Origin of the sequence: Pseudoduganella sp. R-43, assembly GCF_049913255.1 — a bacterium.
In the GTDB taxonomy this organism is placed as follows: domain Bacteria; phylum Pseudomonadota; class Gammaproteobacteria; order Burkholderiales; family Burkholderiaceae_D; genus Rugamonas.
Window position 1 is genome coordinate 6,294,165 of sequence record NZ_CP183988.1, and the last position, 26,380, is coordinate 6,320,544.

General features: G+C 61.6%; 28 protein-coding genes. 9 read left to right on the forward strand and 19 right to left on the reverse strand.

Annotated elements, in window-relative coordinates:
- Nucleotides 1-11: 11 nt before the first annotated feature.
- Genes ACN9M3_RS28810 through ACN9M3_RS28820 form a run of 3 tightly spaced genes read right to left on the reverse strand, consistent with a single transcriptional unit; the run spans nucleotide 12 to nucleotide 2,508 of the window.
- A complete protein-coding gene (locus ACN9M3_RS28810; protein WP_426319405.1) occupies nucleotides 12-446 on the reverse strand; it encodes a hypothetical protein in 435 nt (144 codons plus the stop codon).
- Nucleotides 447-457: 11 nt separating this feature from the next.
- A complete protein-coding gene (locus ACN9M3_RS28815) occupies nucleotides 458-1,006 on the reverse strand; it encodes a hypothetical protein (protein ID WP_426319406.1) in 549 nt (182 codons plus the stop codon).
- The gene (locus ACN9M3_RS28820; protein WP_426319407.1) at nucleotides 1,006-2,508 is read right to left on the reverse strand and encodes a hypothetical protein; all 1,503 of its coding nucleotides are present in this window, start codon (nucleotides 2,506-2,508) and stop codon (nucleotides 1,006-1,008) included. Before ACN9M3_RS28820 ends, ACN9M3_RS28815 begins: the two co-directional genes overlap by 1 nt.
- 30 nt (nucleotides 2,509-2,538) lie before the next feature.
- On the opposite strand from ACN9M3_RS28820, the gene ACN9M3_RS28825 reads away from it, so the two are divergent.
- Nucleotides 2,539-3,009, forward strand: coding sequence for a group II truncated hemoglobin (locus ACN9M3_RS28825; protein WP_426319408.1), 471 nt, complete (start codon nucleotides 2,539-2,541; stop codon nucleotides 3,007-3,009).
- Here ACN9M3_RS28825 and ACN9M3_RS28830 read toward each other — a convergent pair.
- From ACN9M3_RS28830 to ACN9M3_RS28845, 4 genes are all read right to left on the reverse strand, one after another.
- Nucleotides 2,987-4,114, reverse strand: a complete 1,128-nt coding sequence (locus tag ACN9M3_RS28830; protein ID WP_426319409.1) for an alpha/beta fold hydrolase — start codon at nucleotides 4,112-4,114, stop codon at nucleotides 2,987-2,989. The two genes, ACN9M3_RS28825 and ACN9M3_RS28830, sit on opposite strands and share 23 nt — an antisense overlap.
- Before the next feature lie 124 nt (nucleotides 4,115-4,238).
- Nucleotides 4,239-4,919 carry an OmpW/AlkL family protein gene (locus ACN9M3_RS28835; RefSeq protein ID WP_426319410.1) on the reverse strand — a complete coding sequence of 227 codons (681 nt, stop codon included), beginning with the start codon at nucleotides 4,917-4,919 and terminating at the stop codon, nucleotides 4,239-4,241.
- 21 nt (nucleotides 4,920-4,940) lie between these two features.
- Complete coding sequence (locus ACN9M3_RS28840) at nucleotides 4,941-6,314, reverse strand: SGNH/GDSL hydrolase family protein (RefSeq protein ID WP_426319411.1); 1,374 nt, start codon at nucleotides 6,312-6,314, stop codon at nucleotides 4,941-4,943.
- A 171-nt stretch (nucleotides 6,315-6,485) separates the two neighbouring features.
- On the reverse strand, nucleotides 6,486-7,403 hold the full coding sequence (locus ACN9M3_RS28845; protein WP_426319412.1) for a LysR substrate-binding domain-containing protein: 918 nt from the start codon (nucleotides 7,401-7,403) through the stop codon (nucleotides 6,486-6,488).
- Between the two features lie 72 nt (nucleotides 7,404-7,475).
- Here ACN9M3_RS28845 and ACN9M3_RS28850 point away from each other — a divergent pair, with 72 nt between their 5' ends.
- Nucleotides 7,476-8,819 carry a S41 family peptidase gene (locus tag ACN9M3_RS28850; RefSeq protein WP_426319413.1) on the forward strand — a complete coding sequence of 448 codons (1,344 nt, stop codon included), beginning with the start codon at nucleotides 7,476-7,478 and terminating at the stop codon, nucleotides 8,817-8,819.
- Here ACN9M3_RS28850 and ACN9M3_RS28855 read toward each other — a convergent pair.
- The gene (locus tag ACN9M3_RS28855) at nucleotides 8,779-10,302 is read right to left on the reverse strand and encodes an alpha/beta hydrolase family protein (RefSeq protein ID WP_426319414.1); all 1,524 of its coding nucleotides are present in this window, start codon (nucleotides 10,300-10,302) and stop codon (nucleotides 8,779-8,781) included. The genes ACN9M3_RS28850 and ACN9M3_RS28855 overlap by 41 nt on opposite strands.
- 295 nt (nucleotides 10,303-10,597) lie before the next feature.
- On the opposite strand from ACN9M3_RS28855, the gene ACN9M3_RS28860 reads away from it, so the two are divergent.
- From ACN9M3_RS28860 to ACN9M3_RS28870, 3 genes are all read left to right on the forward strand, one after another.
- Complete coding sequence (locus tag ACN9M3_RS28860) at nucleotides 10,598-11,440, forward strand: hypothetical protein (protein WP_426165344.1); 843 nt, start codon at nucleotides 10,598-10,600, stop codon at nucleotides 11,438-11,440.
- Nucleotides 11,413-12,288, forward strand: coding sequence for a hypothetical protein (locus ACN9M3_RS28865; RefSeq protein WP_426165346.1), 876 nt, complete (start codon nucleotides 11,413-11,415; stop codon nucleotides 12,286-12,288). Before ACN9M3_RS28860 ends, ACN9M3_RS28865 begins: the two co-directional genes overlap by 28 nt.
- 97 nt (nucleotides 12,289-12,385) lie before the next feature.
- The gene (locus tag ACN9M3_RS28870) at nucleotides 12,386-13,372 is read left to right on the forward strand and encodes a T6SS immunity protein Tli4 family protein (protein WP_426319415.1); all 987 of its coding nucleotides are present in this window, start codon (nucleotides 12,386-12,388) and stop codon (nucleotides 13,370-13,372) included.
- Nucleotides 13,373-13,377: 5 nt separating this feature from the next.
- On the opposite strand, the gene ACN9M3_RS28875 is transcribed toward ACN9M3_RS28870, so the two are convergent.
- The 8 genes from ACN9M3_RS28875 to ACN9M3_RS28910 all read right to left on the reverse strand — a co-directional run bounded on the left by ACN9M3_RS28875 (nucleotide 13,378) and on the right by ACN9M3_RS28910 (nucleotide 21,967).
- Nucleotides 13,378-14,391 (reverse strand): L-threonylcarbamoyladenylate synthase, encoded by a 1,014-nt coding sequence (locus tag ACN9M3_RS28875; RefSeq protein WP_426165350.1) that lies wholly within the window; start codon nucleotides 14,389-14,391, stop codon nucleotides 13,378-13,380.
- A complete protein-coding gene (locus tag ACN9M3_RS28880) occupies nucleotides 14,388-15,629 on the reverse strand; it encodes a 5-(carboxyamino)imidazole ribonucleotide synthase (RefSeq protein WP_426165352.1) in 1,242 nt (413 codons plus the stop codon). Before ACN9M3_RS28880 ends, ACN9M3_RS28875 begins: the two co-directional genes overlap by 4 nt.
- Before the next feature lie 4 nt (nucleotides 15,630-15,633).
- The gene (gene purE / locus ACN9M3_RS28885; protein WP_426165354.1) at nucleotides 15,634-16,122 is read right to left on the reverse strand and encodes a 5-(carboxyamino)imidazole ribonucleotide mutase; all 489 of its coding nucleotides are present in this window, start codon (nucleotides 16,120-16,122) and stop codon (nucleotides 15,634-15,636) included.
- A gap of 21 nt (nucleotides 16,123-16,143) precedes the next feature.
- Nucleotides 16,144-17,040 (reverse strand): phosphoribosylaminoimidazolesuccinocarboxamide synthase, encoded by an 897-nt coding sequence (locus ACN9M3_RS28890; RefSeq protein WP_426165356.1) that lies wholly within the window; start codon nucleotides 17,038-17,040, stop codon nucleotides 16,144-16,146.
- Nucleotides 17,041-17,179: 139 nt separating this feature from the next.
- On the reverse strand, nucleotides 17,180-18,244 hold the full coding sequence (gene fba, locus ACN9M3_RS28895; protein WP_426319416.1) for a class II fructose-bisphosphate aldolase: 1,065 nt from the start codon (nucleotides 18,242-18,244) through the stop codon (nucleotides 17,180-17,182).
- Nucleotides 18,245-18,296: 52 nt separating this feature from the next.
- A complete protein-coding gene (gene pyk / locus ACN9M3_RS28900; protein WP_426165360.1) occupies nucleotides 18,297-19,766 on the reverse strand; it encodes a pyruvate kinase in 1,470 nt (489 codons plus the stop codon).
- Between the two features lie 64 nt (nucleotides 19,767-19,830).
- Nucleotides 19,831-21,024 carry a phosphoglycerate kinase gene (locus ACN9M3_RS28905; protein WP_426165362.1) on the reverse strand — a complete coding sequence of 398 codons (1,194 nt, stop codon included), beginning with the start codon at nucleotides 21,022-21,024 and terminating at the stop codon, nucleotides 19,831-19,833.
- 130 nt (nucleotides 21,025-21,154) lie between these two features.
- Nucleotides 21,155-21,967, reverse strand: coding sequence for a helix-turn-helix domain-containing protein (locus ACN9M3_RS28910; RefSeq protein ID WP_426319417.1), 813 nt, complete (start codon nucleotides 21,965-21,967; stop codon nucleotides 21,155-21,157).
- A gap of 217 nt (nucleotides 21,968-22,184) precedes the next feature.
- Here ACN9M3_RS28910 and ACN9M3_RS28915 point away from each other — a divergent pair, with 217 nt between their 5' ends.
- Entirely contained in the window at nucleotides 22,185-23,129 is a 945-nt protein-coding gene (locus ACN9M3_RS28915) for an alpha/beta fold hydrolase (protein WP_426319418.1), read from the forward strand.
- Here ACN9M3_RS28915 and ACN9M3_RS28920 read toward each other — a convergent pair.
- The 3 genes from ACN9M3_RS28920 to ACN9M3_RS28930 all read right to left on the reverse strand — a co-directional run bounded on the left by ACN9M3_RS28920 (nucleotide 23,126) and on the right by ACN9M3_RS28930 (nucleotide 24,639).
- On the reverse strand, nucleotides 23,126-23,494 hold the full coding sequence (locus ACN9M3_RS28920) for a VOC family protein (RefSeq protein ID WP_426319419.1): 369 nt from the start codon (nucleotides 23,492-23,494) through the stop codon (nucleotides 23,126-23,128). The two genes, ACN9M3_RS28915 and ACN9M3_RS28920, sit on opposite strands and share 4 nt — an antisense overlap.
- An 85-nt stretch (nucleotides 23,495-23,579) precedes the next feature.
- Nucleotides 23,580-23,909 (reverse strand): AzlD domain-containing protein, encoded by a 330-nt coding sequence (locus ACN9M3_RS28925; RefSeq protein WP_426319420.1) that lies wholly within the window; start codon nucleotides 23,907-23,909, stop codon nucleotides 23,580-23,582.
- Nucleotides 23,902-24,639: an AzlC family ABC transporter permease gene (locus ACN9M3_RS28930; RefSeq protein WP_426319421.1), complete on the reverse strand. Its 738-nt coding sequence runs from the start codon at nucleotides 24,637-24,639 to the stop codon at nucleotides 23,902-23,904. Before ACN9M3_RS28930 ends, ACN9M3_RS28925 begins: the two co-directional genes overlap by 8 nt.
- 98 nt (nucleotides 24,640-24,737) lie before the next feature.
- On the opposite strand from ACN9M3_RS28930, the gene ACN9M3_RS28935 reads away from it, so the two are divergent.
- Genes ACN9M3_RS28935 through ACN9M3_RS28945 form a run of 3 tightly spaced genes read left to right on the forward strand, consistent with a single transcriptional unit; the run spans nucleotide 24,738 to nucleotide 26,377 of the window.
- Entirely contained in the window at nucleotides 24,738-24,926 is a 189-nt protein-coding gene (locus ACN9M3_RS28935) for a zinc-finger domain-containing protein (protein WP_057263119.1), read from the forward strand.
- Nucleotides 24,927-24,949: 23 nt separating this feature from the next.
- On the forward strand, nucleotides 24,950-25,372 hold the full coding sequence (locus ACN9M3_RS28940; protein WP_426165375.1) for a YybH family protein: 423 nt from the start codon (nucleotides 24,950-24,952) through the stop codon (nucleotides 25,370-25,372).
- 42 nt (nucleotides 25,373-25,414) lie between these two features.
- Nucleotides 25,415-26,377, forward strand: coding sequence for a YheT family hydrolase (locus tag ACN9M3_RS28945; protein WP_426319422.1), 963 nt, complete (start codon nucleotides 25,415-25,417; stop codon nucleotides 26,375-26,377).
- Nucleotides 26,378-26,380 lie beyond the last annotated feature (3 nt).

Below are 26,380 nucleotides of genomic sequence, written 5' to 3' on the forward strand. Positions count from 1 at the left end.
ATCGTTTGTGCTCAGATTGGCTGCGTCAGGAAGTTCAGATTGGCCGCCGCTGCAGTCTTTCCTTTCGTCGCGCCCTTCTTGCTGTCCGTCGACAGCTTCTGCCAGCGATCGACGAAGTCCGATAGCGCGTGCATCAGCGCGACTTGTCCCTGCGACTTGGCGATGATCTCGCCGAGCTCCTTGTGCAGGCGGCTCGATTCATCCACGATCTTCTGCGTCGGCGATTCAGTCGACACCGGGCCAAAGCGATGCATGAACGCTTCATGCGCTTCGCGCAAGCGCGCAATCATGTTGGCCATGTCGAGATAGGCTGCCGCGGCTGAGGCACGGGCGCCATCGGTGCTGCCAGGGTCGGAGGCAGCGTCTTCGAATTCATTCTGCTTCGCTTTCAGCCGCCGCAGGGAGTCGAAGTAGTCCAGCATGTATTGTTCGGTGAGTGACGCCATCTTCGCCTCCATTAGTCATTGGCTTTCTTTTCTGCTTCTTCAATTTTCTTTTTGCCGTCTTCAACGCTGTCCTTTACAGCCTTGATGAAAGCCTGCAGTTCGCTGCGCCGGATATCCCAGCCGAGTTCCTCTCCCATTTCCGCCAGCCTTGCCTGGGCAGTGCCGGTGGCGCTGCGGCTGTTTGGAATTGGCGTCAACAGGGCCGCCACTTCTGCTTCGTTCCTGGCGTTGGTATCCGAGTATTCGGCCTGGATCAAGGCCAGTCCTTCAGTATTTGCAACCAGGTTGTCGATCAGCGTTGCCGACAGCTTGTCGCCCGCTGCAACACGCGCCTGCAAGTCGCGCTGCTTTTCGCGATCGATGAAGGCGATTGCCTTGCGCTGGGCGAGCAGGGACTCGGCGCGGGCATCCAGGGAATTTTTTTCCACACGCCGGAATTCGCTCAACGAGGATTCAAGTTGGGCAATCAGGCCGACGCCGTGGTTTGCCTGCTCCATCGCCGGCTTTGGCGTTGAACATCCGCACAGCGCCAGCGCTACAGTCATCAAGAGGAAACGCATTACTGAACTCCTTTCGCGATGAACAGCAATGCAATCGAGTTCACCAGGCTTGTAATGTCTTCCTTGCGCACACCCGCATCCCCATATTCCGCGAGCTGGTTGACGGTCGACGAGATCAGCACGTTCCACTGAGCGATATTCCCCTCCGCGTAAGCGATGGCGCGCTCATGGTCGAGCGCATTGCGCTGGATATCGGTCTTGTTCACTTCCGCCGCCAGGCGCCCGTTGGCATCGAGGTAGGAGGCCGCACTCTTCCAGACCTTGGTCTTGTCTTCAAAGGCCTTGCCGGAAGTGGCTTTCGCCGTTTCGACCGGCGCCAACGCAGCCCGAACCTGCATCTCGGCCATCTCTGCGCTCACAGCCTGCAAGGCTTGATGACCATAGCTCAGCGAGCGAAGCTGCTCGAGCTGCCAGTTCATTTTCGACTCGAGCAACTGCAATTCCATTGCCTGTAGTTGGGCGTCCTTGGCGGCGGCATCGGCTTTGGCCTGCTCGAGATTGCGCAGCAAAAGCACGGCAGCCAGGCGCGGCTTCTTCGCATCAGCAAGCGCCACGCGCGACTGGTCGAACCATTCAGCAAGGCTGGCCAAGGCAGCACCGGTCGCACCGCTCTCGCCCTTGCCGTCGACGTTTCCCGCCAACGAAGCCAGAGCCGTATCAAGCGCCTTCACCCTTTGCTCCGACACGAACTGGCGCGAGACCGGGTCCGGCAGCTTCTCGATCTTTGCCAGCGCTTCACCAAGCTCTCTGGCGATGGATTTCAGCTTGTCTTGCGCAAGCGATGGATCGGCGGAGAGCTTTTCCAGTTCCCCGCTGTATTCCTTCGACAGTTTCGTCACCTGGTTGCGGGCCGCGAGGCTGGCCGATTTTGCGCCACCGATTGCTGCGCGGGCATCAGCCGCCGCTTTCTGGGTAATCGCCAAGGCACCGGCCTTGAACGCGAAACTGGAGCCGGCAGTCAGGGCGTCGCCGGTGCATTCATCGGCGGCACTCATCCAGGCTGCGCGCAAGTATGCCGGCGCGCCAGCATGGGACTGCGCCCAGTCGTCAAACGACTGCTTCGTCAAAACACCGCAAGCAGGCATCTCGACACCTGCACGCGTGAATTCGATTTCAGCGTCATGCAGGTTGCTCTTCGCCCTCGCCTCCTTCTTCAGGGCGGCGGTCCAGGCGACAGCAACTTGCGGCGAACCGGCCAGCGCCACCAACTGCTTCTCGATCGGGTCCTTCAATTGCGCTGCCACAGTGCCTTCAAAAACCATGGAGCGAATCAGGGCATCACGCCTCGCTTTCTGCAGCGCCTCTTCTGTCCTGAGCTGTTCGGCCAACAGCGCTGCCTCCCCCTTGCGCGCGGCGCCAAGCTGGGCGCCGATGTCGACCGACTTCCAGGCTTCCTTGACGGCCTCGCCCTGCTTGTGCCGCGTTTCGCTATACACTGCACAACCGGTGAGGCTGAAAAATGCCGGCAGCAAGGCGGCAAAACATATCGTTCGAAATTGCAAGCTACTCTCCTCCTCTAAAGGACCGACACCATGCCCCAGGATCACGTTCCAACTTTGTACGAATGGGTTGGCGGCACCGAAGCGCTGAACCGCTTGACCACTCGTTTCTACCAGCACGTCAAGGCCGATGTACTACTCGGCCCAGTCTTTGCCCATATGGGCGACCATCATCCCGCACACGTCGCGGCCTTCCTCGGCGAAGTGATGGGCGGCCCCACAGCATATTCCGAAGCACATGGCGGCCACGCACACATGATCCGGCAGCACCTCAACCGCCACTTATCGCAGGAACAGCGCCGCCGCTGGGTGGCGCTGCTGCTGGAGACCGCCGATGAACTGTCGATGCCGGATGATCCTGAATTCCGCTCGGCCCTGGTGGGCTACCTGGAATGGGGATCGCGGCTGGCCGTCATCAACTCCCAGCCCGGTGCGACGGTCGATGCCGACCAGCCGATGCCGAAGTGGGGCTGGGGCGAAGTCAAGGGGCCGTATAACCCTTAGTACTGCGCTTGCCCTCCTTCAGCGCCAGCGGGCGCACGTAAGTGAGCAGGCTGGCCAGCGTCTTGCCCGGTTCTTCCCACGGCATCATGTGGGCTGAATGTTCGAACCAGACGCTTTGCTTGTACGGCGCCTTGAGCTGCGCCATCCATTTCACCACTGGCTCGGTCGGCGTGGTGTAGTCATGCCGGCCGAGGAACATCACCACCGGAATCGGGAACTTCCTGATGGTGGAAAAATCCACCTCCGTCCACTCTTTCAGCACGGTGCCGAGTGTCATCTGGCTGCCTTCGCCGATCGCCTCCCAATCGGCCTGGTCGTACTCGGGCGACAGCATCGGCGCACGGAAGTAATACACCGAATCGCTCTTGTATGCGCTCAGGCCACCGTAATACTGCGGCCACTTGCGGGCAATGATGATGCGCTCGCGCGTAATCGGCTCGTTTCCGGGATACGGCGCGATGGATTCCATTTCCTTCAGCGCTTCGGCGTTGTTGTGCTTTCTGGCCTGCTCGATGCCGAAGTCATAGCTGATCCGTTCGTTCTCGCGCATGTTGGCGATCTGGCCGATGCCGACGTAGGCATGGAACAGGTCCGGCCGCTTCAGCACGGCGCGTGTGGAAACCACGGTGCCCCAGCTATGGCCGACGATGATCAGCTTGTCCTTCTTGTACTTGGCGCGCAGGTGCTCCGCCACTTCGATCGCATCGTCGACGAAGCGGTCGATGCGCAAGGTGCCAGCCACCGCATCCTTGTCGTTGGCACGCAGGGTCTTGCCGACGGCACGCTGGTCGTAGTGCGCGACGGTGAAATACTCCTCGATGGGACGCTGCCATTGCCAGGTCGTCGGCATGGCCGGCGAGGCCGGCCCCCCGTGCACGAACAGGATCATCGGGTTGGCTTTGTCCTGGCCGCGCACATTGATCCACTGGTCGATGCCGCCGATTTGGGCCTTGTAGGTTTCCTGCACGCCTTCCGGTGCGACAATGCGGGTCAGGTCCTCCACGGCGGCGCGGGCGCGCATGCAGGGCGGCGATTCGGCGCAACTCTGCGCCACGGCGGCTGTACTGAGACACAGGGCAGCAAAGCCCAGCCAGACTGTTTTCATGCGGGTTCCTTTCGACAAATGGATTTGCGAAATGCGCGATGATAATAGTGCAATTTTTGCATCCCTGCTTGCCGCAGGGACGAAAAAAAAAGCCGCCTTGCGGCGGCTTTGGGAGATGCTGGGCTTAGAAGTGATAGCCGACCGACAGGCTGACTGCCAGCGGATCCAGCTTGATGTCCAGCGTCTGGCCGGTGGAGAAGTGGGCAGTGGTCTTGAGCTTGGTCTTGACCACGTTCACGTCGGCGTAATAACGCTCGCCCAGCTTGGCGGTGGCGCCGAGCACCAGGCTGCCGGCGTGTTTTGCATCCAGCGAGTAGGTGGCAGGCTCGCCACCGGTGTTCAGCACGGCGGTCAGCTGGGCGGAGCCAGTCTCCTTGCGGAAGTAGGCGTAGGTGTAGCCAAGGCCAACGTAAGGACGCACCGTCGCATTCGGCTCGAACATGCGGTACTGCAGGAAGATGGTCGGCGGCAGCGCTTCGGCGGTACCAAGCTTGCCGGTGCCTTCGATCGAGCCGGCGCCGTACAGGGTGTGCTTGTACGGCACGCCCAGCATCAGCTCAGTGCTCACGTTATCGGTGATCATGTAGCCGACGCTGAAGATCGGCTTGGTGTCGGAACCCACCTCGGCCTTGATGCCTGGCTTGGAAGGTGCGGTGACGTCGCCGGAAGTGACGTCCGGCGAAATGCGGTTGACGCCGACCTTTGCCAGCCATTCACCCTTGGATTGCGCCGATGCGCCCGATGCTGCGCCCAGCGCGGCCATCACGGCCAGCAGCTTTACAGCGGTGTTGATGCGTTGTGTCATTGTGTCTCCATTATCCTTTGATTACAGCCAGCCCCTGGCTACCATTTTTTCCGAAACATAGCGTGCCAGCAGCAGGTGCAGGAACGGGGTCGGGTGCACGGTGTCGGCGTAGGAATAGTGGCTGACGTCGCCGGCCTTCAGGTTGCTGGCGTTGCAGCCCAGCGAATTGCCCAGCGGGTTCTTGGCAGGCGTCAGGTCGCAGGCGGTGTCGGTGACGTTGGTCAGGCCATACGGCGCCGGATTGGTTGCCTGGTCGTGGCTGACGCTGAACGTATCCACCAGCAGGATCTTGGCGTCGCCCGACAGGCCGGCCGACAAGGTGTCGTTGAAGGCCTTGACCATGCTGTCGATCAGGGCACGGGTGCTGGCCGATTGCGCCAGGCCGGACGGGGTGTTGGCGATGTCCGGCATATTGTTCACCACCACGAAGTTGGCGCCGTTGGCCACGATCTGGGTCTTGACCAGTGCCACCAGTTCAGCGCCCGCCTTGGCGATGTTCTGCACCAGGATCGGCGCTTGCGCGGTGGCGTAGTCGGCACCGGCCTTGGCGCCTGCGGCAGTCGCATCAGCCTGTGCCTTGACGACCATTGGGCCGTAAACGCTTGCCGAGACGGCGGCAGTATTGCCAGCCGAGTAGGCGGCAGTTACAGCGGCCTGCACGATGCTGGCGCTGGTGCTGCCGGCGCGTGCGGCTTCGGTGGCGATGGCCAGCGAGATGGATTGCACTGCAGTGGCTGGATCGGTGGCGCCGGCTGCCAGCTGGGTGGCCAGGCTTGTCGCGAAGACGGTGCTGCCTGCTGCCGTGCCGGCGGCGGTAGCGCCAGCCGACAGTTGCTCAAGGCCGATCAGCACGTCGTTGTTGCCGCCCATGACGTAGACGATTTCATCGCCCTTGAATTTGCCGCCCACGGCAGCCAGGTGGTTCTTGACCTGGGTGACGATCGGCACGGTCAGCGCACCGAGCGGGCTGCCGGTCAGTTTGTTGCCGGGGCCGACAGGATTGGTCACACGAGCGCCGCCCTGCGCATAGCCATAGCAGCCTGCCTTGGCTTGCACTGGTACGCTGAAGCCCTTGGCCGCATCGCCATCGAGGCCGGTCACGGCCGGGCACGGTGCAGGCAGGCCGACTTGCGCGGCCATCAGCTCGGTCCAGTTCTTGCCGGTCAGCGCCGGATTGGATTTGGTATTGTCACCGTTGATGGTGAAAGTGCCGCCGCCGATGGCTTGCACGGTGCCGACCTTGTAGGTACCGACGTCCGACAGGCTGTCGCCGAAAGAAACCTGGGCAGAATATTTGAGTTTAGGGCTTTGGTCGCCTGGGCGTGGGTCGCTGCCGCCGCAACCGGCAATAACTGCCGCTGCCATGACCGTCATGGCAAGTTTGAAATGACGCATTGTGTCTCCAGAGGGGATGATTTTATTGTGTGCTTTGCGAACGTACGTGCTATTCGCTGCCGAACTAATATGCCAGCTTGGACTTGCTTGTTACAAGTAGAAATTTGTAAAAACAACAGCCTTGCACAACCAAGGGGCGCGACTGTAGCAGCCACGCATCAGCATTGCAAGTCACTGTTCTTCCAGCCAGGCAGGACGGGCGAATTGCTGCTTCAGGAAATCAACGAAAAGGCGCGTGCGCTGGGGGCGCTGGCGGACGCTGGCCGGCAGCAGGGCGACAATGTCGGCCTCCGGCAATGCATGGTCGGGCAATACGCGGCACAGGGCGCCGCTGCGCAGCTCACCCGCAACGTCCCATTCCGAGCGCAGCATGATGCCGTGGCCGTCGAGCGCCCATTGCTTGACGACGCGGCCGTCGTTGCAAGCCAGCGTGGGTTCGATGCGCAAGGTACGGAACTGGCTGGCGCCGGGCGGCATCAGCTTCCAGCGCGTGGCGTCTTCCTCATTCTCGCGCAAGGCCAGGCAGGCATGGCCGGCCAGTTGTTCCAGGCTGCGCGGGCTGCCGTGCCGGGCGAGGTAGGACGGCGCCGCGCACAGGTAGCGCCGGTTACGCGCCAGCACTTGCTGGCGCAGGCTGGAGTCGCGCATCGCGCCGATGTGGATCACCACGTCCCAGCCTTCGTGCAGGCGCAGGTTCGGCCGGTCGGACAATTCCAGTTCGAAGGCCAGCGCCGGATGCTGCGCCCGGAAGCGTGCCGCCAGCGGGGCGATGTGCGCACTGCCGAAGCCCATCGGCGCCAGCACGCGCAGGCGCCCCGCCAGCTCATTGCGCTGTTCGTGCAGCGCGCGCTGCAAGGAGTCCATCTCGGCCAGGATCGCTTGCGCCCGTTCGGCCAGCAGCTGCCCCTGCTCGGTCAGCGCAATCCCCCGCCCCTGCCGGTCGGCCAGCTTGAGGCGCAGTTTGTCTTCGATAGCTTGCAGGCGCTGGGTGACGGAAGACGGCGTCACATCCAGCAGGCGCGCCGTGGCCGACAGCGAAGGCTGGCTGGCCACGGCGCAGAAAAAACTCAGGTCGTCAGTGGAGAGCATTAAGGCTGGCCTTAATCATGTAATCAAGAAATCTTAAGCACAGACTTTATTCCATTCATTAGAATTTCGGCAATGAAAATTCCTGCCCTCCTCCTTGCCCTCGGCGCGCTGTGCTGCGCCCCACTGCACGCCGACCCGGCGCGCTTCACGCCTGCGCAGTTGCAGCAGGACCTGCAATTCGTGCGCGAAGCCATCGAGAGCACGCACCCCGAGCCCGCACTGCGCTCCGGGCAGCAAGCCTATGAGCAAGCCTTCGAGGTGGCGCGCAGCAGGCTGGGCCAGCCCCTGTCGCGCGACGAGGCGTGGCGCGTGCTGGCAGCCATGAACCCGGTCTTCAACGATGCACATCTCGGCGTGGTGTTCCCCGACTGGCGCTCGGAAACGCGGGCCCACCTGCAGGCAGGCGGCAGGCTGTTCCCGTTCGAGGTCATGATCGATGGCCAGCAGCGCTTGCGCATCGTCGCTGCACTGGGCGGCGGCAGCTCCGCGCTGGCAGGCCGCGAGATCGGCAATATCAACGGCATGCCGGCGGCGCGCATCCTGCGCGAGCTGGGGTCGCTGGTGCACGGCGATACGCCGGCCTTTCGCAATAAACTGCTGGAGCGGCGCTTCTGGCTGTACTACTGGAAGAACTATGGCGCAGCGGAGCGCTTTACCCTGCAGGCCGGCGGGCAGGTACTGGAAGTGCCTGCAGCCCCGGTACTGCCGGCTGCGGTGGCAGGCGAAAAATCGTTCGAGCAGACTTTCCAGTTCCGCATCCTGCCAAGCGGAGTCGGACTGCTGACCGTCAACCAGTTCGCCTGGCCGGACAAGCAGCGCTTCTACGATTTCACGGAACGCGCCTTTACCAGCTTGCGCGATGCCGGCGCGCAGACGCTGTTGATCGACGTGCGTGAAAACGGCGGCGGCGACGACGATATGTGGAAGACCGGCATCCTGCGCTATATCGCGAACAAGCCCTACCGCAACGGCTCCAGCTACGTGAAGAAAGTGCTGGAAGGCCGCGCCGGCCCCGGCGAAAAAGTGGGCGACATCGTCAGCGGCAACGTCGATAGCTGGGTGCAGCCGGAGCCTGCGCATCCGCTGCATTTCAGCGGCAAGGTATTCGTGCTGGTGGGCGACCTGACTTATTCGTCCGCCATCCTGTTCAGCAATACGGTGCAGGACCACGGCTTCGCCAGGCTGGTCGGCGCCGCAGGCTATGCCTATGTGCGCCAGACCGGCGGCACGCAGAAACAGCACGTGCTGCCCAACACCGGGCTGGAAGTCGTGGTGCCGCGCTTCGTGCTCGACCGCCCGTCAGGCAAGCGCGAACCGGCGCTGCTGCAGCCTGACATCGTGCTGGCCGACGATCCTTTCGATCGCAACGCGCTGGTCAAGGCGCTGCTGGCGCATCCTGCCGCATCAACGAATTGAAGTAGCTGCGGGCGGCCAGCAGGCAGGGCGCGCCAGCCAGACGGGCGTGATACGCGTCCATCAGCAGTTCGTTGGCGCTGCGACCGCTTTTCGGCGCGTCTTCCTGCGCCCTCTTCATGGCCTCCTCGCTAATCAGCACGAAGCTGCGGCGGGCATCCCTGAATTCGTCCTGTGCGCCCAGCTCTTCCAGATCGACCACGGTCGGCGGCGCGCCATGTTCGCTGAAATATTCCGCCGCAGCGGTGGCATTGAAAAATGGTACTGAAGGGTCCCTGCTGCCGCCGCACAGCAACAGCGGGCTTTGCGGCGTGTAGTTGCGCAAGTCGTTTTTCAGCATCCATTTGCGCAGGTTGTTGGCGGGCGTGCAGTCGCCATCGTCGCAGGGATGCTGGGCCAGGTCTTGCAGGTAGGCGTCGCGGTAGCTGGTGCGTACCAGGTGGGGATTGCTGAAGTAGACGGATGCCCCCCTGCCCTGCGGCAGCGAGTCGCGCGCGAAGAGGGCGGCCTTGGGCAGCTTGCCCTGCTTGAGCAGTTCCTTGCGCGTCATCGTGGTAGGGAACAGCGTTTCGATGCCGCTGGCGTATTGCAGCTCATACAGCTCCTCCGGCTTGCTGTAGATGGCCGCGCCGGCGCGCTGGGCGGAAGTGGCAATCAGCGGCAAATAGATGGTGATGCCGGCATTCGGCTGGCCGCTGAATACCGTGTCGGAAAAGCGCGCCATGGCATACGGTCCGGACAATCCTGCGGCGGCAGTGACCTTGAATTCACTGCCTTGCTGCATGGCGCGCTGCGTGGCGAGCGTGACGTGGCCGCCCTGCGAGTAACCGGCCAGGAACAGCTGCGGCGCTGCCTGGACCTTGAGCTGCGCCATCGCACTGCGGGCAGCGCGCATGGCGTCAATCATGTCGGCCGATTGCTGCTCGGCGTTCAGGTAGGGGTGGTAAGGCAGTGAAGACCCGTCATAGCCGGCGTAATTGGGCGCTACGACGATATAGCCTTGTGCGGTGAACAAGGCCGCCACCAGCTTGGCCTCGCCGCGCAGGCGCGCCATATTGTGGTCCTTGGCGGTCGAGGTGCCGTGGGCGTACAACAGCACCGGCCGCGGCCCCTGGCAGGCGGGATCTTCGCCGGACGGCAGGATCAGCGCGGTGCTGGCGTCCGTCGGCTCGCCGCTGCCGCCGATGGTGCTGTAACGCAGGCTGTAGGTGGTGATAGTGCAGCGCGGCGTACCGGCAAATTGGGCCACGGTACTGCCGGCCTTCTCCAGCACTTCGGCCAGCATGGCCGGCTCGATGCGCTTGGAAGTGCTGAACACGCCGGTTTCGATGCGGGACAGGGTGGGGCCGGAAATCAGGGTGCCGCGTTCAGGGACGGCCAGCAGGGTACGCGAGACGGTGGAGGATTCTGCTGCGGCGCAAAAAGGTGGAGGAAAGGCTGCAACCAGAGTGGAAAGGTATGTCGCAATTTTCCGAATAGGGCGCATATTGGCCTCCGTGCATGTGCAGGAGAATGCCGCCCAACCTGAAAGCGCGGCACGTATGTATGTATGATGTAAGCATACTCCTCCAGCTACCCGGACAGCGTGCCGATTGGATGTGCTCCCCTCTCAAGCATCCACCGACAAGCATCACGCCTATGCAGGCGAATATCCGCAAGTGGTATTTCTGTCGTTGGCTCACAACATAGCTGACCAAGCACGTTCGCCTTATTGCGCATCAAGATCCGTGCAAGCCAACGTGCCACCATGGCTTTTCTGATCGCTTGACAAGGACTCAAGCATGGCCACCCAGCTATCCGTTGACATGAGTTCAGGAGGCAGAAAAGCCCAGGGATTCTGCACACCGAAGGTGGACAAGACGCCGCAGGTTATGCACGTGCTGCCGAAGCGCGTTATTCCAATTCTCTTCTTACCCGGAATTATGGGTTCGAACTTGCGCATGAACGCGGAGCGTCAACAGCGCTTAAAGAAATCCAATAACATCGCTTGGCGCCCGGACAAGCTGAATGAGGTAACAGAGTTCCTCGAAGCATCGCCAGTTCGGCGCCAACTGCAATTGGATCCCCAAGCAACGGAAGTGGATAGCTACGATGGCGGAATGGCGCCAACCGGGAATGGCCATGAAAATGCAGGTCAACGCCAGGACCACAGCAAGGTCAGAGTTGCACTACGATTCGAAATTGATTCTCCGTTACTGTCAGACGATCCGCCTTGCATCACGCCACGCAGGACGAAAGAGGAAAAGGCAAGGGAACGAGGATGGGGAGAAATACTCTTCAACAGTTATCGACACATCCTTGAGCGATGCGAACAGCATTTGAATCGCCCTGACCTCGATAGCTATTGGAAAAAAATCATTGGCCAAAATCCTGCTGGGTGGGGCGCTGCAGTAAATCCTGCGATCCCGCCGTTGACCGAAGAAGAATTCAGGGTCGCCACAAAGGATTGCTTGTTCCCCGTCCACGCCATGGGATACAACTGGCTGCAATCCAACGAAGACTCAGCACGCATCGTTTCGAGAAGAATCAGAACCTCATACTCGACTATCGAAGAAGGGGCTTTGCTTGTGAGAAGGTCATCGTCATCAGCCACTCCATGGGCGGTTTACTCGCCCGCGCATTGATTCATCCTGAAATGGGCAATATCAATGACAAGATACTCGGTATTGTGCACGGCGTAATGCCTGCACTAGGTGCACCGGCAGCATACAGGCGCATGCGCTGTGGCTTTGAAGAAGGCAAGATGGGGATGAACCCAGCGCCAAAGTTTCTGGGAAATTTCGGCAATGAAGTCACTGCAGTTCTCGGTAATGCCCCCGGCGGCCTTCAACTGCTGCCCAACTGCGCCTATGGGAATGGCTGGCTCGAAATTCGGCGCAATGGCCTTCTTGTCGATCAATTTCCAAAAAACGGCGATCCCTATGAGGAGATCTATTGCCTGCGTGATCGATGGTTCGGCTTACTGCGAGAAGAATGGCTGAATCCAGCGGGAAGTCAAAGTGCCGGGATCGCGAGAACTATGAAATTACTCCGTGAAGCCAGGCAATTCCATCTCGACTTAGCTGACACCTTCCACGAGCAAAGCTATGCGCATTATGGTGCTGACGCAGCACGCCCCTCCTGGGACAGGATCGTCTGGAACCTGAATGATACGAACGTTGATGCTGCATGGACAGACTATCGCATCACCAACGACAGCAGGCAGGGAAAGTTGGTGTTGGCCGGGAAAACATCCAAGGGTGTACCAGTTGATGGCATCAGCGCAGAACTGGGGCCTTCACAAGGAGCCGGCGATCAAACAGTCCCGCTCCGTTCATCGGATCGTCAACTCTTAAGCAATCGGTTCAAGGCGATCTTCCGCCAGACCGGTTATGAGCATCAGGCCAGCTTTAGCAATGACGATGCCTTGCATTCGACGATGTTCAGCATCATAAAAATTGCCGCCACAATGAAGTGGGGAAGCCTTGCGTAGCTTCATCACGTCCATGGCAATGCTACTAGCAATAGTTCTGTTTCTCCTGCCAGTCCACTCCACGTGGGCCGAATATCCACATACGGGGAACAAAAAAATGAACTCAACCTCGAACAGACTTGTCGAGACTAACGCAGAGACAAACACCATCTGCGCCGGACGATTCCTGATAGATGTGCCCAAAGGTGCTGCAGTTGTTTACGGTCCGGCGCGCGTCCCGTTTCATTTATCGAGGCTTGAAGGTGAAGGGGCAGGCCTGGACAGCGAAGTCAAGCGGGCGCTTGCAAAAATTGAGGAGAACCGAGAGTTCGCGCGAGGCCCATTGAAGAAAAAAGAGTCAATGCTGGGCAAGGTACTGCCTGGCATAGGAGGGCAACACAAGATGGTTATTGGCATAGGGCGCGGCAGCTTCGCCGATTACAACGTCCAGTCATTCCTCCGGCTTGGAGATGACCTGTTCTTGCAGGAGTACGAAGTTGACGGTGAGGGTGATGCGTACCTTGAAGCGGTAGCTTTACTGATGGAGGTCGCACGCTCTTTGCGCTTTCGTCCTTCCGACGAAATTCCAAACGAACCAGGACTTTGCCTGGACAGAGCTTTCCTCCGCGAGCCTGCTCGCTATATGCTGGAAGAAGTCACGCTAGGCATTCGACTGAAGCAATTCGAAGACGTCCACATGTCAATCGAAATGACGAAGAAGGAAATCTTTATTGAGTCGGATGCGTTGGAACCCAGGATGAACCGTGCCAAACAAGCGGCCTTCGCGTCCGGCATGGGAAAGTGGTACTCACGAATCAAATTCCTTCGACGCGGTTACCGTCACATAGGGGGATGGGAAGGGTTCGAAGTGCTTGCCCATAAACCCGCGCAAGAATTTGAAGGCGAAAGCCATGAATTCGCCTTCCAAAGCCACGGTGAGCCCAAGAACCCTTTGCTGCCAGTGCTTCAGATTGAATTGCACACCGGCGTCAAGGGAAACACCACAGGAGGTACCAAACCCTCCATCAGTGACGAAGAAGCAGTCTTCCTGTGGGACTCGATCATTGGCTCGATCAGGCCGAGGCCAGTTAGTGGGCAGCGCTAAGCGTTTTACGACTTCAGGAAACGCTCAATAATGCCGGTCGAACCGAAAGCGGCGCGGCGCAGGCGATCGTTGACGCCCAGCCAGGCATCGCCTGTCGGCGGTGCTTCCACGAGGATCAGCTCAACCTGTTGCTGGTCCATCGCGCGCAACGCGGCATACACGCCATAAGCATACCCCTTTGGCTCGGCAGGGAGCGTCACATTTGGTTGAGACAACACAAACGGCGAGTAGTGGATCAGCGCGGCACACCGCCCTCGCAGCTTGAGTTCCGCAAGGGTTTTTTCGATGTCGCCAGTGGGCAACAGTGCCACCGGCGCTTTCGGCGCGTAATGCGACTCCAGGGTGCCGGAAGCACGCGGCGCGGCCTGGTCGGGCTGGCGCGGCATGGTGCCGATCACGTCGGCAATCTGCTGCGCGGTGATGTGGCCGGGTCGCAGCAGCACCGGGCCATGGCTGGCCAGGCGCGACATGTCGAGGATAGTGGACTCGATGCCAACCTGGCTCGATCCGCCATCAAGGATGGCCGCCAGGCGCGGGTCGTCGCCGAATTCGTCATGCACGTGCTGGGCGGTAGTCGGGCTGACATTGCCGAACTTGTTGGCCGATGGTGCGGCCACTCCGCCCTTGCCTTCCTTGAATGCTTGCAGCAGCTGCATCGCCACCGGGTGCGACGGGCAGCGGATGCCGACCGTATCCTGGCCGCCGGAAACGGCGTCGGGAATATGCGCGTTGCGCTTGAGGATCAGGGTCAGCGGGCCGGGCCAGAAGGCACGCACCAGGGCGCGTGCTTCGTCGGGTACTTCGGTGGTCCAGTAATCGATGTCGGCGCCGGGGGCGACGTGCACGATCACGGGATGGTCCTGCGGGCGGCCTTTGGCAGCATAGATCTTTGCGACGGCGGCCGGGTTTTCCGCATCCGCACCGAGGCCGTACACGGTCTCGGTAGGGAATGCGACCAGGTCGCCATTCGCCAGCGCAGCTGCTGCGCCGGCGATGTCGCGGGATGCGGCGTCGGTCATGCTTCGATCCCGAGGATGGCGCAGGCGGCGTTGAGGTGCTGCTGCGCTTCGGCCAGGGTCGGCGCGACGAAGGTCAGGTGGCCCATCTTGCGGGCACGGCGCGGTTCTTCCTTGCCGTACAGGTGCAGGTTGGCGCCTGGCAGCGCCAGCACCTTGTCCCACGCCGGCTCGCGCACCGTGCCAAGCGGGTTGAAGCGCGCTTCGGCGCCGGGCAATGGCAGTCCGGTATTCTCCACCGGATCGGCGACCACCTCGGCTTCGTACCAGATATCGCCCAGCAGGTTCAGCATGACCGCCGGCGAATGCTGGCGCACGTCGCCCAGCGGCAGGCCGGCCATGGCACGCACCTGTTGGGCGAACTGGCTGGTGACGCAGGCATCGATGGTGTAGTGGCCGCTGTTGTGCGGGCGCGGCGCCATTTCATTGACCACCAGTGATCCGTCGGCCAGCACGAAGAACTCGATGCACAGCACGCCCACGTAGCCCAGTTCGGCCACGATGGCTGTCGCCGCCGCCTGTGCCTTGGCGGCGCAGTCGGCGGTGATGTTCGGCCCCGGCACGGTCGTGGTGAACAGGATGCCGTCGCGGTGCACGTTCTCGGCGATCGGGTAGACCACGGAGGCGCCGTCGGCGCCGCGCGCCGTCAGCACGGAAACCTCATACGCCAGCGGCAGCATCTTCTCCAGCAGGCAGGTGACCTGGCCCATGCCTTCGAAGGCGGCGCGCACGTCGTCGCGCGACTTCACGCGCACCTGGCCCTTGCCGTCGTAGCCCATGCGAACGGTCTTCAAGATGCCCGGCAGCAGGTCATCGGGAATCGCATCGATGTCGGCATCGGTGGCGATGACCTTGTGCGGCGCCGGCATCACGCCCGACTTGGCCGCGCTGGCGACGAAGAAAGCCTTCTCCGCAATGCGGTCCTGCGCCACGGACACGCCGTGCGCATTCGGCGCCACGAAAACCGATTGCGCCAGGCGCGACAGGCTGTCGGCCGGCACGTTTTCGAACTCAGTGGTCACGGCAACGCATTGCGCAGCCAGTGCATCGAGGCCGGCGGCATCGCTGTAGCCGGCATTGATCAGGCGGTTCGCCGCCTGCCCCGCAGGGCAGTCGGCGGACGGTTCCAGCACGGCCACGTTGTAGCCCATGCTCTGCGCGGCGTGCGCGAACATGCGGCCAAGCTGGCCGCCGCCCATGACACCCAGCCACGCTGGAGGATTTTTTACATCGGTACTCATACGCTTACAACGGCAAAGTCATGGCCTTGGCGGCCTCGGTTTGCGATGCGCGGAACTCTTCCAGCCTGGCAGCCAGCGCGTCGTCGGTGGTGGCGATGATCGCCACTGCGGTCAGGCCCGCGTTGGCAGCGCCGGCCTCGCCGATCGCAAAGGTCGACACCGGCACGCCCTTCGGCATCTGCACGATGGACAACAGCGAGTCTTCGCCGCGCAGGTACTTGGACGGCACGGGCACGCCCAGCACCGGCACGATGGTCATGGCAGCGACCATGCCCGGCAGGTGGGCCGCACCGCCGGCGCCGGCGATGATGGCGCGCAGGCCGCGCGCACGGGCGCTCTTGGCGTAGGCGTACATCTCGTCCGGCATGCGGTGGGCGGAGATCACCTGCGCTTCATACGGCACGCCGAACTGCTTCAGCATGTCGACGGCATTCTTCATCACGTCCCAGTCCGAGGACGAGCCCATGATGATGCCGACCAGCGGTTTGCTCATTGGCTGATTCTCTGACATGGCTTATACCTTCAGCTTTTCGCCGGTCAGGCGTTCGATGGCTTCGAAGTACTTGGCCTGGGTCTTTTCGATCACTTCCGCCGGCAGGGCTGGCGCCGGCGGGGTCTTTTGCCAGTCCTTCAGGGTTTCCAGGTAGTCGCGCACGAACTGCTTGTCGTAGGACGGTGGGGAAATGCCTGGACGGTAGGAGTCGGCTGGCCAGAAGCGCGAGGAGTCGGCGGTCAGCACTTCATCCATCAGGTGCAGCACACCGTTGTCGTCCAGCCCGAACTCGAACTTGGTGTCGGCGATGATGATGCCCTTGGTTGCTGCGTAGTCGGCGGCGGTGGTGTACAGCTTGATCGCCACTTCGCGGATCTTGGCGGCCAGTTCGGCGCCGATTTTCTTTTCCATCTCTTCGAAGGAGATGTTTTCATCGTGTTCGCCCAGGTCTGCCTTGGCAGCCGGGGTGAAGATTGGTTCTGGCAGCTTGTCAGCTTGCTGCAGGCCTTCCGGCAGTTTGATGCCGCAGATGCTGCCGGTCGCCTGGTAGTCTTTCCAGCCCGAGCCGATGATGTAGCCGCGTACCACCGCTTCCACCAGGATAGGCTGCAGGCGCTTCGCTACGACTGCGCGGCCTTTGACCTGCTCTACTTCGTCCTGTGCCACGACCGATTCCGGGGTGACGCCGGTCAGGTGGTTGGGGACGATGTGGCCCAGTTTCTCGAACCAGAAATCGGACATCTGGTTCAGGACCATGCCTTTGCCGGGGATCGGTTCGTTCATCACGACGTCGAACGCGGACAGGCGGTCGGTGGTGACGATCAGGATCTTGTCGGTGCCGACGGCGTAGTTGTCGCGCACTTTACCGTGGCCCAGCAGGGGGAGGGATTTGATGGAGGATTTGTACAGGCTGTTCATGGCGGGGACTATCTGAGATTTTTAGAACCGGTAAACCAGTGTCCGACCCGCAGGGTCAGACACTGTCTGTGCCGCGGCCGGCGGCTCCGGCAGACCTGGTGTCTGACCCTGCGGGTCAGACACCGATTTGCCGGTTTTATTACTTGACGATCTGGGCCAGCTCGCCGGCCTTGTAACGCTCAGCCATCTTCTCCAGCGAAATCGGCTTGATCATCGACGCGCGGCCTTCGCAGCCGAATGCCAGGAAGCGTGCCTTCACCACTTCTTCAGCAGCAGCTCGGGCTGGCTTCAGGAAGTCGCGCGGGTCGAACTTCGATGGGTTCTCGAACATGTACTTGCGCACGGCAGCCGTCATGGCCAGGCGGATATCGGTGTCGATATTGATCTTGCGCACGCCGTGACGGATGCCTTCCTGGATTTCCTCGACAGGCACGCCGTAGGTTTCCTTCATGTCGCCGCCGAATTCGCGGATGATGGCCAGCAGTTCCTGCGGCACAGAAGACGAACCGTGCATCACCAGGTGGGTGTTAGGGATGCGGGCGTGGATTTCCTTGATGCGGTCGATCGCCAGGATGTCGCCGGTTGGCTTGCGGGTGAACTTGTAGGCGCCGTGCGAGGTGCCGATCGCGATGGCCAGCGCGTCACACTGGGTCTTCTGCACGAAGTCGGCAGCTTGCGCCACGTCGGTCAGCAGCTGTTCGCGGGTCATGGTGCCTTCCGCGCCGTGGCCGTCTTCCTTGTCGCCCTTCATGGTTTCCAGGGAGCCCAGCACACCCAGTTCCGCTTCCACGGTCACGCCGATGGAGTGGGAGAACTTCACCACTTCCTTCGACACTTCGACGTTGTATTCGTAGGAAGCCACGGACTTGCCGTCAGCCATCAGGGAACCGTCCATCATCACGGACGAGAAACCGGACTTGATTGCAGCCATGCAGACTGCCGGCGACTGGCCGTGGTCCTGGTGCATGACGACAGGGATGTGCGGGTAAGCTTCGATTGCCGCGTCGATCAGGTGACGCAGGAAGGCTTCGCCAGCGTATTTACGGGCGCCAGCCGAAGCTTGCATGATCACCGGCGCGTTGACGGCGTCGGCGGCAGCCATGATGGCCTGCACTTGTTCCAGGTTGTTGACGTTGAAAGCCGGGATGCCGTAGCCGTTTTCAGCAGCGTGGTCCAGCAGTTGACGCATGGATACGAGGGACATGGTAGTACTCCAATAACAATAAAGAAATCGTTAGCGTTCGTTATCGAGCCGATCAGCGGGCAGATTCGGCGCGGTGAGTAAACTCACCTACTTTCACGATACGCAGCGCGTTCGTGCCGCCCACCTTGCCCATCGGCGCACCCCAGGTAACCACAATCATATCGCCCTTCTGGGCAATACCCTGTTTTACCAGGAGGTCTTCCGCGGCGCGCAACACGACGTCGGTCGGCGCATCCTGCATCAGTTGGTGGGTGCAAACGTTACGGTACAAGGCCAGCTTGCGCTGGGTGGTGGTGCTCGGCGTGAGCGCAATAATCGGGGTGTCGATGTTGTGGCGGCTCATCCACAGCGCGGTGGAGCCGGATTCGGTCAGGGCCACAATCGCTTTCACGCGCAGGTGGTGCGCGGTGAACAGGGCGCCATAGGCGATCGACTGGTCGATGCGGGTGAAGCGCGCGTTCAGGAAGTCCGCATCGAGTTTGTTGTATTCGGATTGCTCGGCTTCGGTACAGATGGCCGCCATCATTTCCACAGTTTCCACCGGGTATTTACCGGAGGCAGTCTCAGCCGAAGTCATCACGGCATCGGTACCGTCCAGCACGGCGTTGGCCACGTCGGACACTTCGGCGCGGGTCGGCACGGCGTTGAAGATCATCGACTCCATCATCTGGGTCGCAGTGATGGCGATCTTGTTCGATTCGCGCGCCATGCGGATCATGCGCTTCTGTAGCGCAGGCACAGCCGCATTGCCTACCTCGACAGCCAGGTCGCCGCGGGCCACCATGATGCCGTCGGAGGCGTTCAGGATTTCCTGCAGCGCCGGGATAGCTTCAGCACGCTCGATCTTGGCGATCATCATCGGCTTGAAGCCGAACGGCTCGCCGGCGATATTGGCCAGCTGGCGCGCCATTTCCATATCGGTGGCGTTTTTCGGGAAGGAAATCGCCAGGTAATCGGCCTGGAACGACATTGCAGTCTTGATGTCTTCCATGTCCTTGGCGGTCAGCGCCGGCGCGGTCAGGCCGCCGCCCTGGCGGTTGATGCCCTTGTTGTTGGACAGCTCGCCGCCGATCTTCACGGTGGTGTAGATTTCGCTGCCGACAATCTTGTCCACGGTCAGCACGATCAGGCCATCGTTCAGCAGCAGCACGTCGGCCGGCTTCACATCGGTTGGCAGGCTCTTGTAGTCCAGGCCCACGCGCTCCTGGTTGCCCAGTTCACCGTTCTCGCCCCACTTGGCATCGAGGATGAACTTGTCGCCCTTGGCCAGCTCGATCTTGTTGTTCTCAAACTTGCCGATACGGATCTTCGGACCCTGCATGTCGGCCATGATCGCCACTTCCTTGCCGCATTCCGCTGCCGCCTGACGCACCAGGTTGGCGCGATCGATATGATCCTGCGCCTTGCCGTGGGAGAAATTCAGGCGGACCACGTCAACCCCTGCCTTGATCATCTGGATCAGGATGTTCAGGTCGGTCGAAGCTGGGCCGATAGTTGCGACGATCTTGGTACCACGTGCCATGAAGGTTTCCTTCGTGTGAGCTTGAAAAAGTTCAAAAGGCGCCTTGCGGGCGCCTTTTACCGTGTTACTGGGCGCGTTGCGCCAGGATTTCCACTGCCGGCAGGGTCTTCCCTTCCAGGAATTCCAGGAAGGCGCCGCCGCCGGTGGAGATATAGCCGATCTTGTCGGTGATCTGGTACTTGGCGATGGCCGCCAGGGTGTCGCCACCGCCGGCGATCGAGAAGCCCTTGGAGTTGGCGATCGCCATGGCCAGGGTCTTGGTGCCTTCGCCGAACTGGTCGAACTCGAACACGCCGACCGGGCCGTTCCAGACGATGGTGCCGGCTTCGGCGATCTGGGCAGCCAGCTTGGCGGCGGTCTTGGGACCGATGTCCAGGATCATGTCGTCGTCGGCCACATCAGCCACGGCCTTCACGGTCGCCGCTGCGGTTGGCGAGAATTCCTTCGCGCACACCACGTCTTCAGGGATAGGCACCTGGGCGCCGCGGGCAGCCATGATGTCGATGATGGCCTTGGCTTCAGCAACCAGGTCGGCTTCCGCCAGCGACTTGCCGATCTTCAGGCCGGCAGCCAGCATGAAGGTGTTGGCAATGCCGCCGCCAACGATCAGGTTGTCCACTTTGTCGGCCAGCGATTTCAGGATCGACAGTTTGGTCGACACTTTGGAACCGGCCACGATGGCCAGCAGCGGACGGGCCGGCGCGCCCAAGGCCTTGCCCAGCGCATCCAGCTCGGCAGCCAGCAGCGGGCCGGCGCAAGCGATCGGCGCGAACTTGGCGATGCCGTGGGTGGTCGCCTCAGCGCGGTGCGCAGTACCGAAAGCATCGTTCACGTACACATCGCACAGCTTGGCCATTTTCTGGGCCAGCTCATCGGAATTCTTCTTTTCGCCCTTGTTGACGCGGCAGTTTTCCAGCAGCACAACCTGGCCGGCAGCGACTTCCACGCCATCAACCCAGTCCTGCTTCAGCTCGACCGGCTGGCCCAGCAGTTCGGACATGCGCTTGGCGATTGGCGCCAGGCTGTCTTCCGGCTTGAATTCGCCTTCGGTTGGACGGCCCAGGTGGGAGGTAACCATGACCTTGGCGCCAGCGCCCAGGGCCGCCTTAATCGCCGGAATCGAAGCACGAATGCGTGTATCTTCGGTGATATTGCCCGCATCGTCCTGCGGCACGTTCAGATCTGCACGGATAAAGACGCGCTTGCCCTGCAGCGCGTTCTGCGCTACGAGGTCTTCCAGGCGGTTGAATTTCAGCATGGTTACTCAGGGGTCACAGTTGGAAAGAGCGCTATTTTACCTTAAGCCGGGGCCCCTTAGCCGCATGTTAAGCTCGGGCAAGGCCGATATTTAGTTACCAACAAGAAAACAAAATTCGGGGTCAGGTCTGTCATTTGGACACCAAAGCCACACTTTTGATCTTCCTCAATCCATCGGCGCGCAATTGTGCAGGTGTCAGGCCCAGGACCTGGCGAACGCTGCGGACCATATGGCTGGGGTGCGCGAAACCCGCTTCCAGTGCGATCTCGGTATTTGTCTTTTTGCCTTCCTGCAGGAGCTGGCGGGCGCGCTCGGCGCGGCGGACCAGGACGTAACGATGCACGGGCATGCCGGCTGCCTGGCGGAACAGTTCCTTGAAGTGAGAAACACTGAAGCCGGCCACGACAGCCAGCTCGGCCAGTCTCAGGTCGTGGTCAAGGTTGGCTTCGATATAGTCCTGGATGGCGCGCAACTGCCAGGCAGGCAAGGCTCGGGGCGGCGCTGCGGATGGGCGGCGGGAGGCCAGCGTCTGCAGCGCCAGCAGCCGTGCCGCCAGCGCACTGGCCAGGCTGTCAGCGAAGATACGGCCGCCGGGATGCCCCTCTTGCTCTTCCGTTTGCATCATCCAGCCAATGCGTTCGATTTGCGGGTCGCGGATGTGGATGGCTGGCGCCAGCCCGGCATCCAGGCGCATATGTTCCGCCGTGTCCTGCAGCAGGGATGGATTCAGGCGCAACAACAATGACGTGGCGGGTGCAGTCAGCGTCCAGCGTGTGCTGGCGCCGGCGGGCACCACGCAGAACTGGCCGTGCAGCCGAGTCCCCTGCCGCTCGTACCGGCCAGCGCGGTAGCTGACCGGCACCGGAGCGCCAAGGTGCAGGCACAACACATGATGGCCATCGACCGGCGAGTCGAAGCGGCCATGCGGAACTGGCGAAGTCAACACATCCAGTAGCGGTACCTCGTCCCGCACTGGGTAACACGAAGGCCTGGTCGTCATTGCTTCCTCTCACGCAGGAAATGGGAGAGTGCGCCATTTCCAGCGATGAAGCAATAAAAAATCAGCCGACTGTGCTCGCCAGCGGCTGATTATGCGCGCAGCCTCCCAGGCTTGCCGATAGCATCGATTCCACCACTCAGCTACTGCATGGAGACCGCAAGTGAAACGCCGTGACTTTTTATCCCTGACCGCCGCCGCCCTCGCCGCCAGCGCGGCGCCACAACTATCCATTGCTGCCGCCGCCACCGAGGTCGCCAAATTCCGTGCTGCGCGCCGTTTCGCAAAACTGCCCTTCGGCCACATCGCTTACGTAGAGCGTGGTTCCGGCCCGGCAGCAGCGCTGTTCCTGCACGGCGCCCCGCTGAACAGCTTCCAATGGCGCGGCGCGCTGGATCGACTGTCGGCATACCGCCGCTGCATTGCGCCCGATTTCATGGGCCTCGGCTATTCGGAAATACCCGCCAGCCAGTCGCTGGCAGCATCCGCCCAGGCCGAGATGCTGGCCGCCTTGCTCGACAAGCTCGGCGCCGGCATTGTGGATCTCGTCGCCAGCGACAGTGGCGGCGCCGTCGCGCAACTGTTCCTGCTGCGCTACCCGCAACGCGTGCGCAGCCTGATGCTGACCAATTGCGACATCGAGCCGCATAGTCCGCCCGCCGAGATCGCGCCCGTGCTGGAAATGGCCCGCCAGGGCACGCTGGCCGACGAAACCGCCAAGTGGCTGACCGACCAGCCCATGGCCCGCGCCACGTTTGGCGCCGCCGTCTTCCACAACCCCGCGCAGCTGACGGATGAAATCATCGAGTACTATGCAGCGCCACTGGTGAGTTCACCACTGCGGCGCGCGCAATACCACGAGTTCCACAACGCCCTGTCGCCCAACCCGCTCGCCGGCATCGAGGCCCAACTGCGGCGCAGCACTGTGCCGGTGCGCATGGTGTGGGGCGCCAGCGATACCATTTTCACGATGGTCGATGCGCACTACCTCGACCAGCTCTTCCCGCATTCGCAAGGCATCCGCGCCATTCCGGAAGGAAAGCTGTTCTTCCAGGAAGAATTCCCTGACATCATTGCGGAAGAAGCACGCAAGCTGTGGAAGGCCTAGCAGCGAATTTCCAGGTTGTGCCCGTCTGGATCCTCGAAATAGCAAGCCAGCGCCAGCCCGCGTGCGCCGTATTGTGGCTGGGGCTGGCTGCAGTTGCGGTCCATATGATTGCCGCCGAATGGGATGCGGCGTTCACGCAATTGCACCATCACACGTTCGAAATGTTCGGGATCGACGCGGAAGGCCAGGTGCAGATGCATGGTGGGCGGCTCCGCCAGCAGATCCAGCGTGAAGCCCTCATTGACGCGCACCACTTCGAACGGCCCTACCCTGCCTTCGTGTTTGAATCCAAGCACATCCGCATAAAAGCGGATTGACTGCATTGAATTGCTGACGCGCAAGATCATGTGGTCTATTTCTGCCATATGCCCTCCCATAAATGGACAGGTTATCTTTGAGATTGATCAATGGTGCGTAGCGGGTGTCCAAATGACAGACCTGACCCCGAATTTAAGGCAACAGCAGGCGCAATGCGGTAAAGCACGCCATGCCAAACACAATGGTCTCCAGCATGTTGCGGCGAGCGATGTAGTAGGCGATGGCGGCTGCGCCGGCCAGCAGCTTGTAGTTATGGATGCTGAACTCGACCGTGCCCTGCGAGCCGAGCAGCAGGTCGGGACCGATGATGGCGGCCAGCGCGCACGCCGGCGCATAGCGCAGCATCTCCTGCACGCGGGTGGGGATTGAGACGTGCTCGCCAATCACCCAGAACGAGGACCGGGTGATCGCGGTGGCGCAGGCCAGCGCGGCAATCGTCAGCCAGATATCTAGATCAGTCATCGGCGGCCTTTCTTCGTTCGATCATTCCTTCCACCACCATTGCAGTTACCATGCCGACCAGCACGGCTGCCAGCAAACCCAGCTTGTATGGGAAGCCATGCGCCAGCACCGCGGTCACGCCAGCGACCAGCGCGCCGCACAGTGCGGGCCGGGTCGCTACCATCGGCACGGTAATGCAGATAATCGCCAGCGTGCCAGCAAAGCCCAGACCCCATTCGGCCGGCACGGCGCTGCCAAGGAAAATGCCGGCGATGGAGCCGGCCTGCCATGCGACAAAGTTCGGGTATAGCAGGCCGCGCAGGTAGGACACTTTGCCCATAACGGGCTTTTCGGTCGGATAGCGCTGCAGGAACATGGCGGTGGTCATGTCGCCGGCGCCGTAGCCAAGCAGGAAGCGGCGCCACAGCGGCAGCCTGGCGAAGTGCGGCGCGAGCAAGGCGGCGAAGATCACGAAGCGCAGGTTGACCACCAGCGCGGTCAGGAAGATCACCCAGATCGGTGCGGCGGCTGCAATCAGGGGCAGCGAGGCGAGTTGCGCGGAACCGGCAAACACCACCAGGGTCATGCCCATCGCCTGCGCCACGGTCAGCCCGGACTTGACCATGGCCACGCCTACCACCAGGCCCCAGGCGGCGATGCCGAACAATGTCGGGGTCCCGTCTTTCAGTCCCGCGCGCCAGGAGGGCTCGTGGTGGGCCGCGACGTCGGGCAGGCTATCTGGAGAACTCATTGGCAAGCACAGGGGAAAGCCGACATTCTACCGACGAATGCTTTTCGCTGCCGGGATGCATTAAAATCGTGGTTTTTGATCTCGCGGAGTGTTATAAAATGAGCAACGCCACCCAGCCAGTAGAACTCGATGGCAAAGACTTGCCGGCCTACTGCCCGAATCCAGCCATGCCGCTGTGGTCTTCGCACCCGCGCGTGTTCCTGGACTTCAAACATGGCGAAGCAAAATGCCCGTACTGCGGCACCCAGTACAAGCTGAAACCAGGCGCCGACGCCGGCCACCATTAATCACCCTTTCCCCCGGAGCCCGGATGGCAGCGCGTAAACACCAGAATGGCAGTGCGGCAGAAGTCGAAGCGGCCTTTTACGATGCCTTGAACCGGGCCGACCTGGAAGCCTTGATGGCGCTGTGGGCGGACGATGAGGAAATCGTCTGCATCCATCCCGGCGGCCCGCGCCTGATCGGACACCGCGCCATCCGCGATTCCTGGAGTGCACTGTTGGAACACGGCGGGTTGCAAATTCGCCCATCCCAGCTGCATGAGACACACAACCTGATGAGTTCGGTGCATACTGTGGTTGAGGGCGTCACAGCGGCAAGCGGCGAGCCGGCGCACCTGATTGCGACCAATGTGTACGTTAAGACACCGAAGGGTTGGCGCATTGTGTTGCATCATGTGTCTGTAGCGCCGGGACCTGTTCCCGTCGATCCGCGCGCTCAAATACTGCACTAAAAAAAGGGGGACCGGGCCCGCTGGGCCGATCCCAGCCGCGCCATGAACTACATCGCCCCATTCTGGCTGCCGAGCGGCCACTTGCAGACCATTTATCCGGCTACCTGCATAGCCAAGCCCGACGTCCGTTTCCGCCGCGAACGGTGGCATACGCCGGATGCGGATTTCATCGATGTCGATTTCGTCGACGGCCAGCCGGGCAAGCCATTCGTGGTGCTGTTCCATGGGCTGGAAGGCTCTTCCGACAGCCATTACTCGCGCGCCCTGATGGCTGAGATCACGCGCCGCGGCTGGTCGGGCGCCGTGCCGCATTTTCGCGGCTGCTCCGGCGAGCCGAACCTGGCGCCGCGCTTCTACCATTCCGGCGACTCCGGTGAACTGGACTGGATCATCCGCCGCCTGCACCCGCATGCGAGCGGCAAGTTCTATGCTTGCGGCGTATCGCTGGGCGGCAATGTGCTGCTGCGCTGGCTGGGCGAGTCGCAGCACCAGGCCGAGTTTGTCGACGCGGCCTGTGCAGTGTCGGCGCCGCTCGACCTGGCGCAGGGCGGCAATGCCCTGTCGCGCGGCCTCAGCCGCCTGTACACGCGCATGTTCCTGCAAACGCTGAAACCGAAATGCGTGGCCAAGCTGCAGCAGTTCCCCGGACTGTTCGACCTTGATGCACTGATGGCGGCGCAGGACTTGCACGCCTTTGACAACGTAGTCACGGCGCCGCTGCATGGCTACCGCGATGCGGACGATTACTGGGACCGCGCCAGCGCCAAGCACGTGCTGACCGATATCACGGTGCCGACCCTGGTGCTGAATGCGAAGAATGATCCCTTCATGCCGGGCGAATACCTGCCGCGCAAGGCTTCGCACCAGGTGGTGCTGGATTATCCGGATGAAGGCGGCCATGTGGGCTTTGCCACCGGGCGCTTGCCGGGCAGCCTGGACTGGCTGCCGCTGCGCATGCTGAAATTCCTGACCGCCATCGAGGCCACTGAAATGGCCGAGGCTTGAACC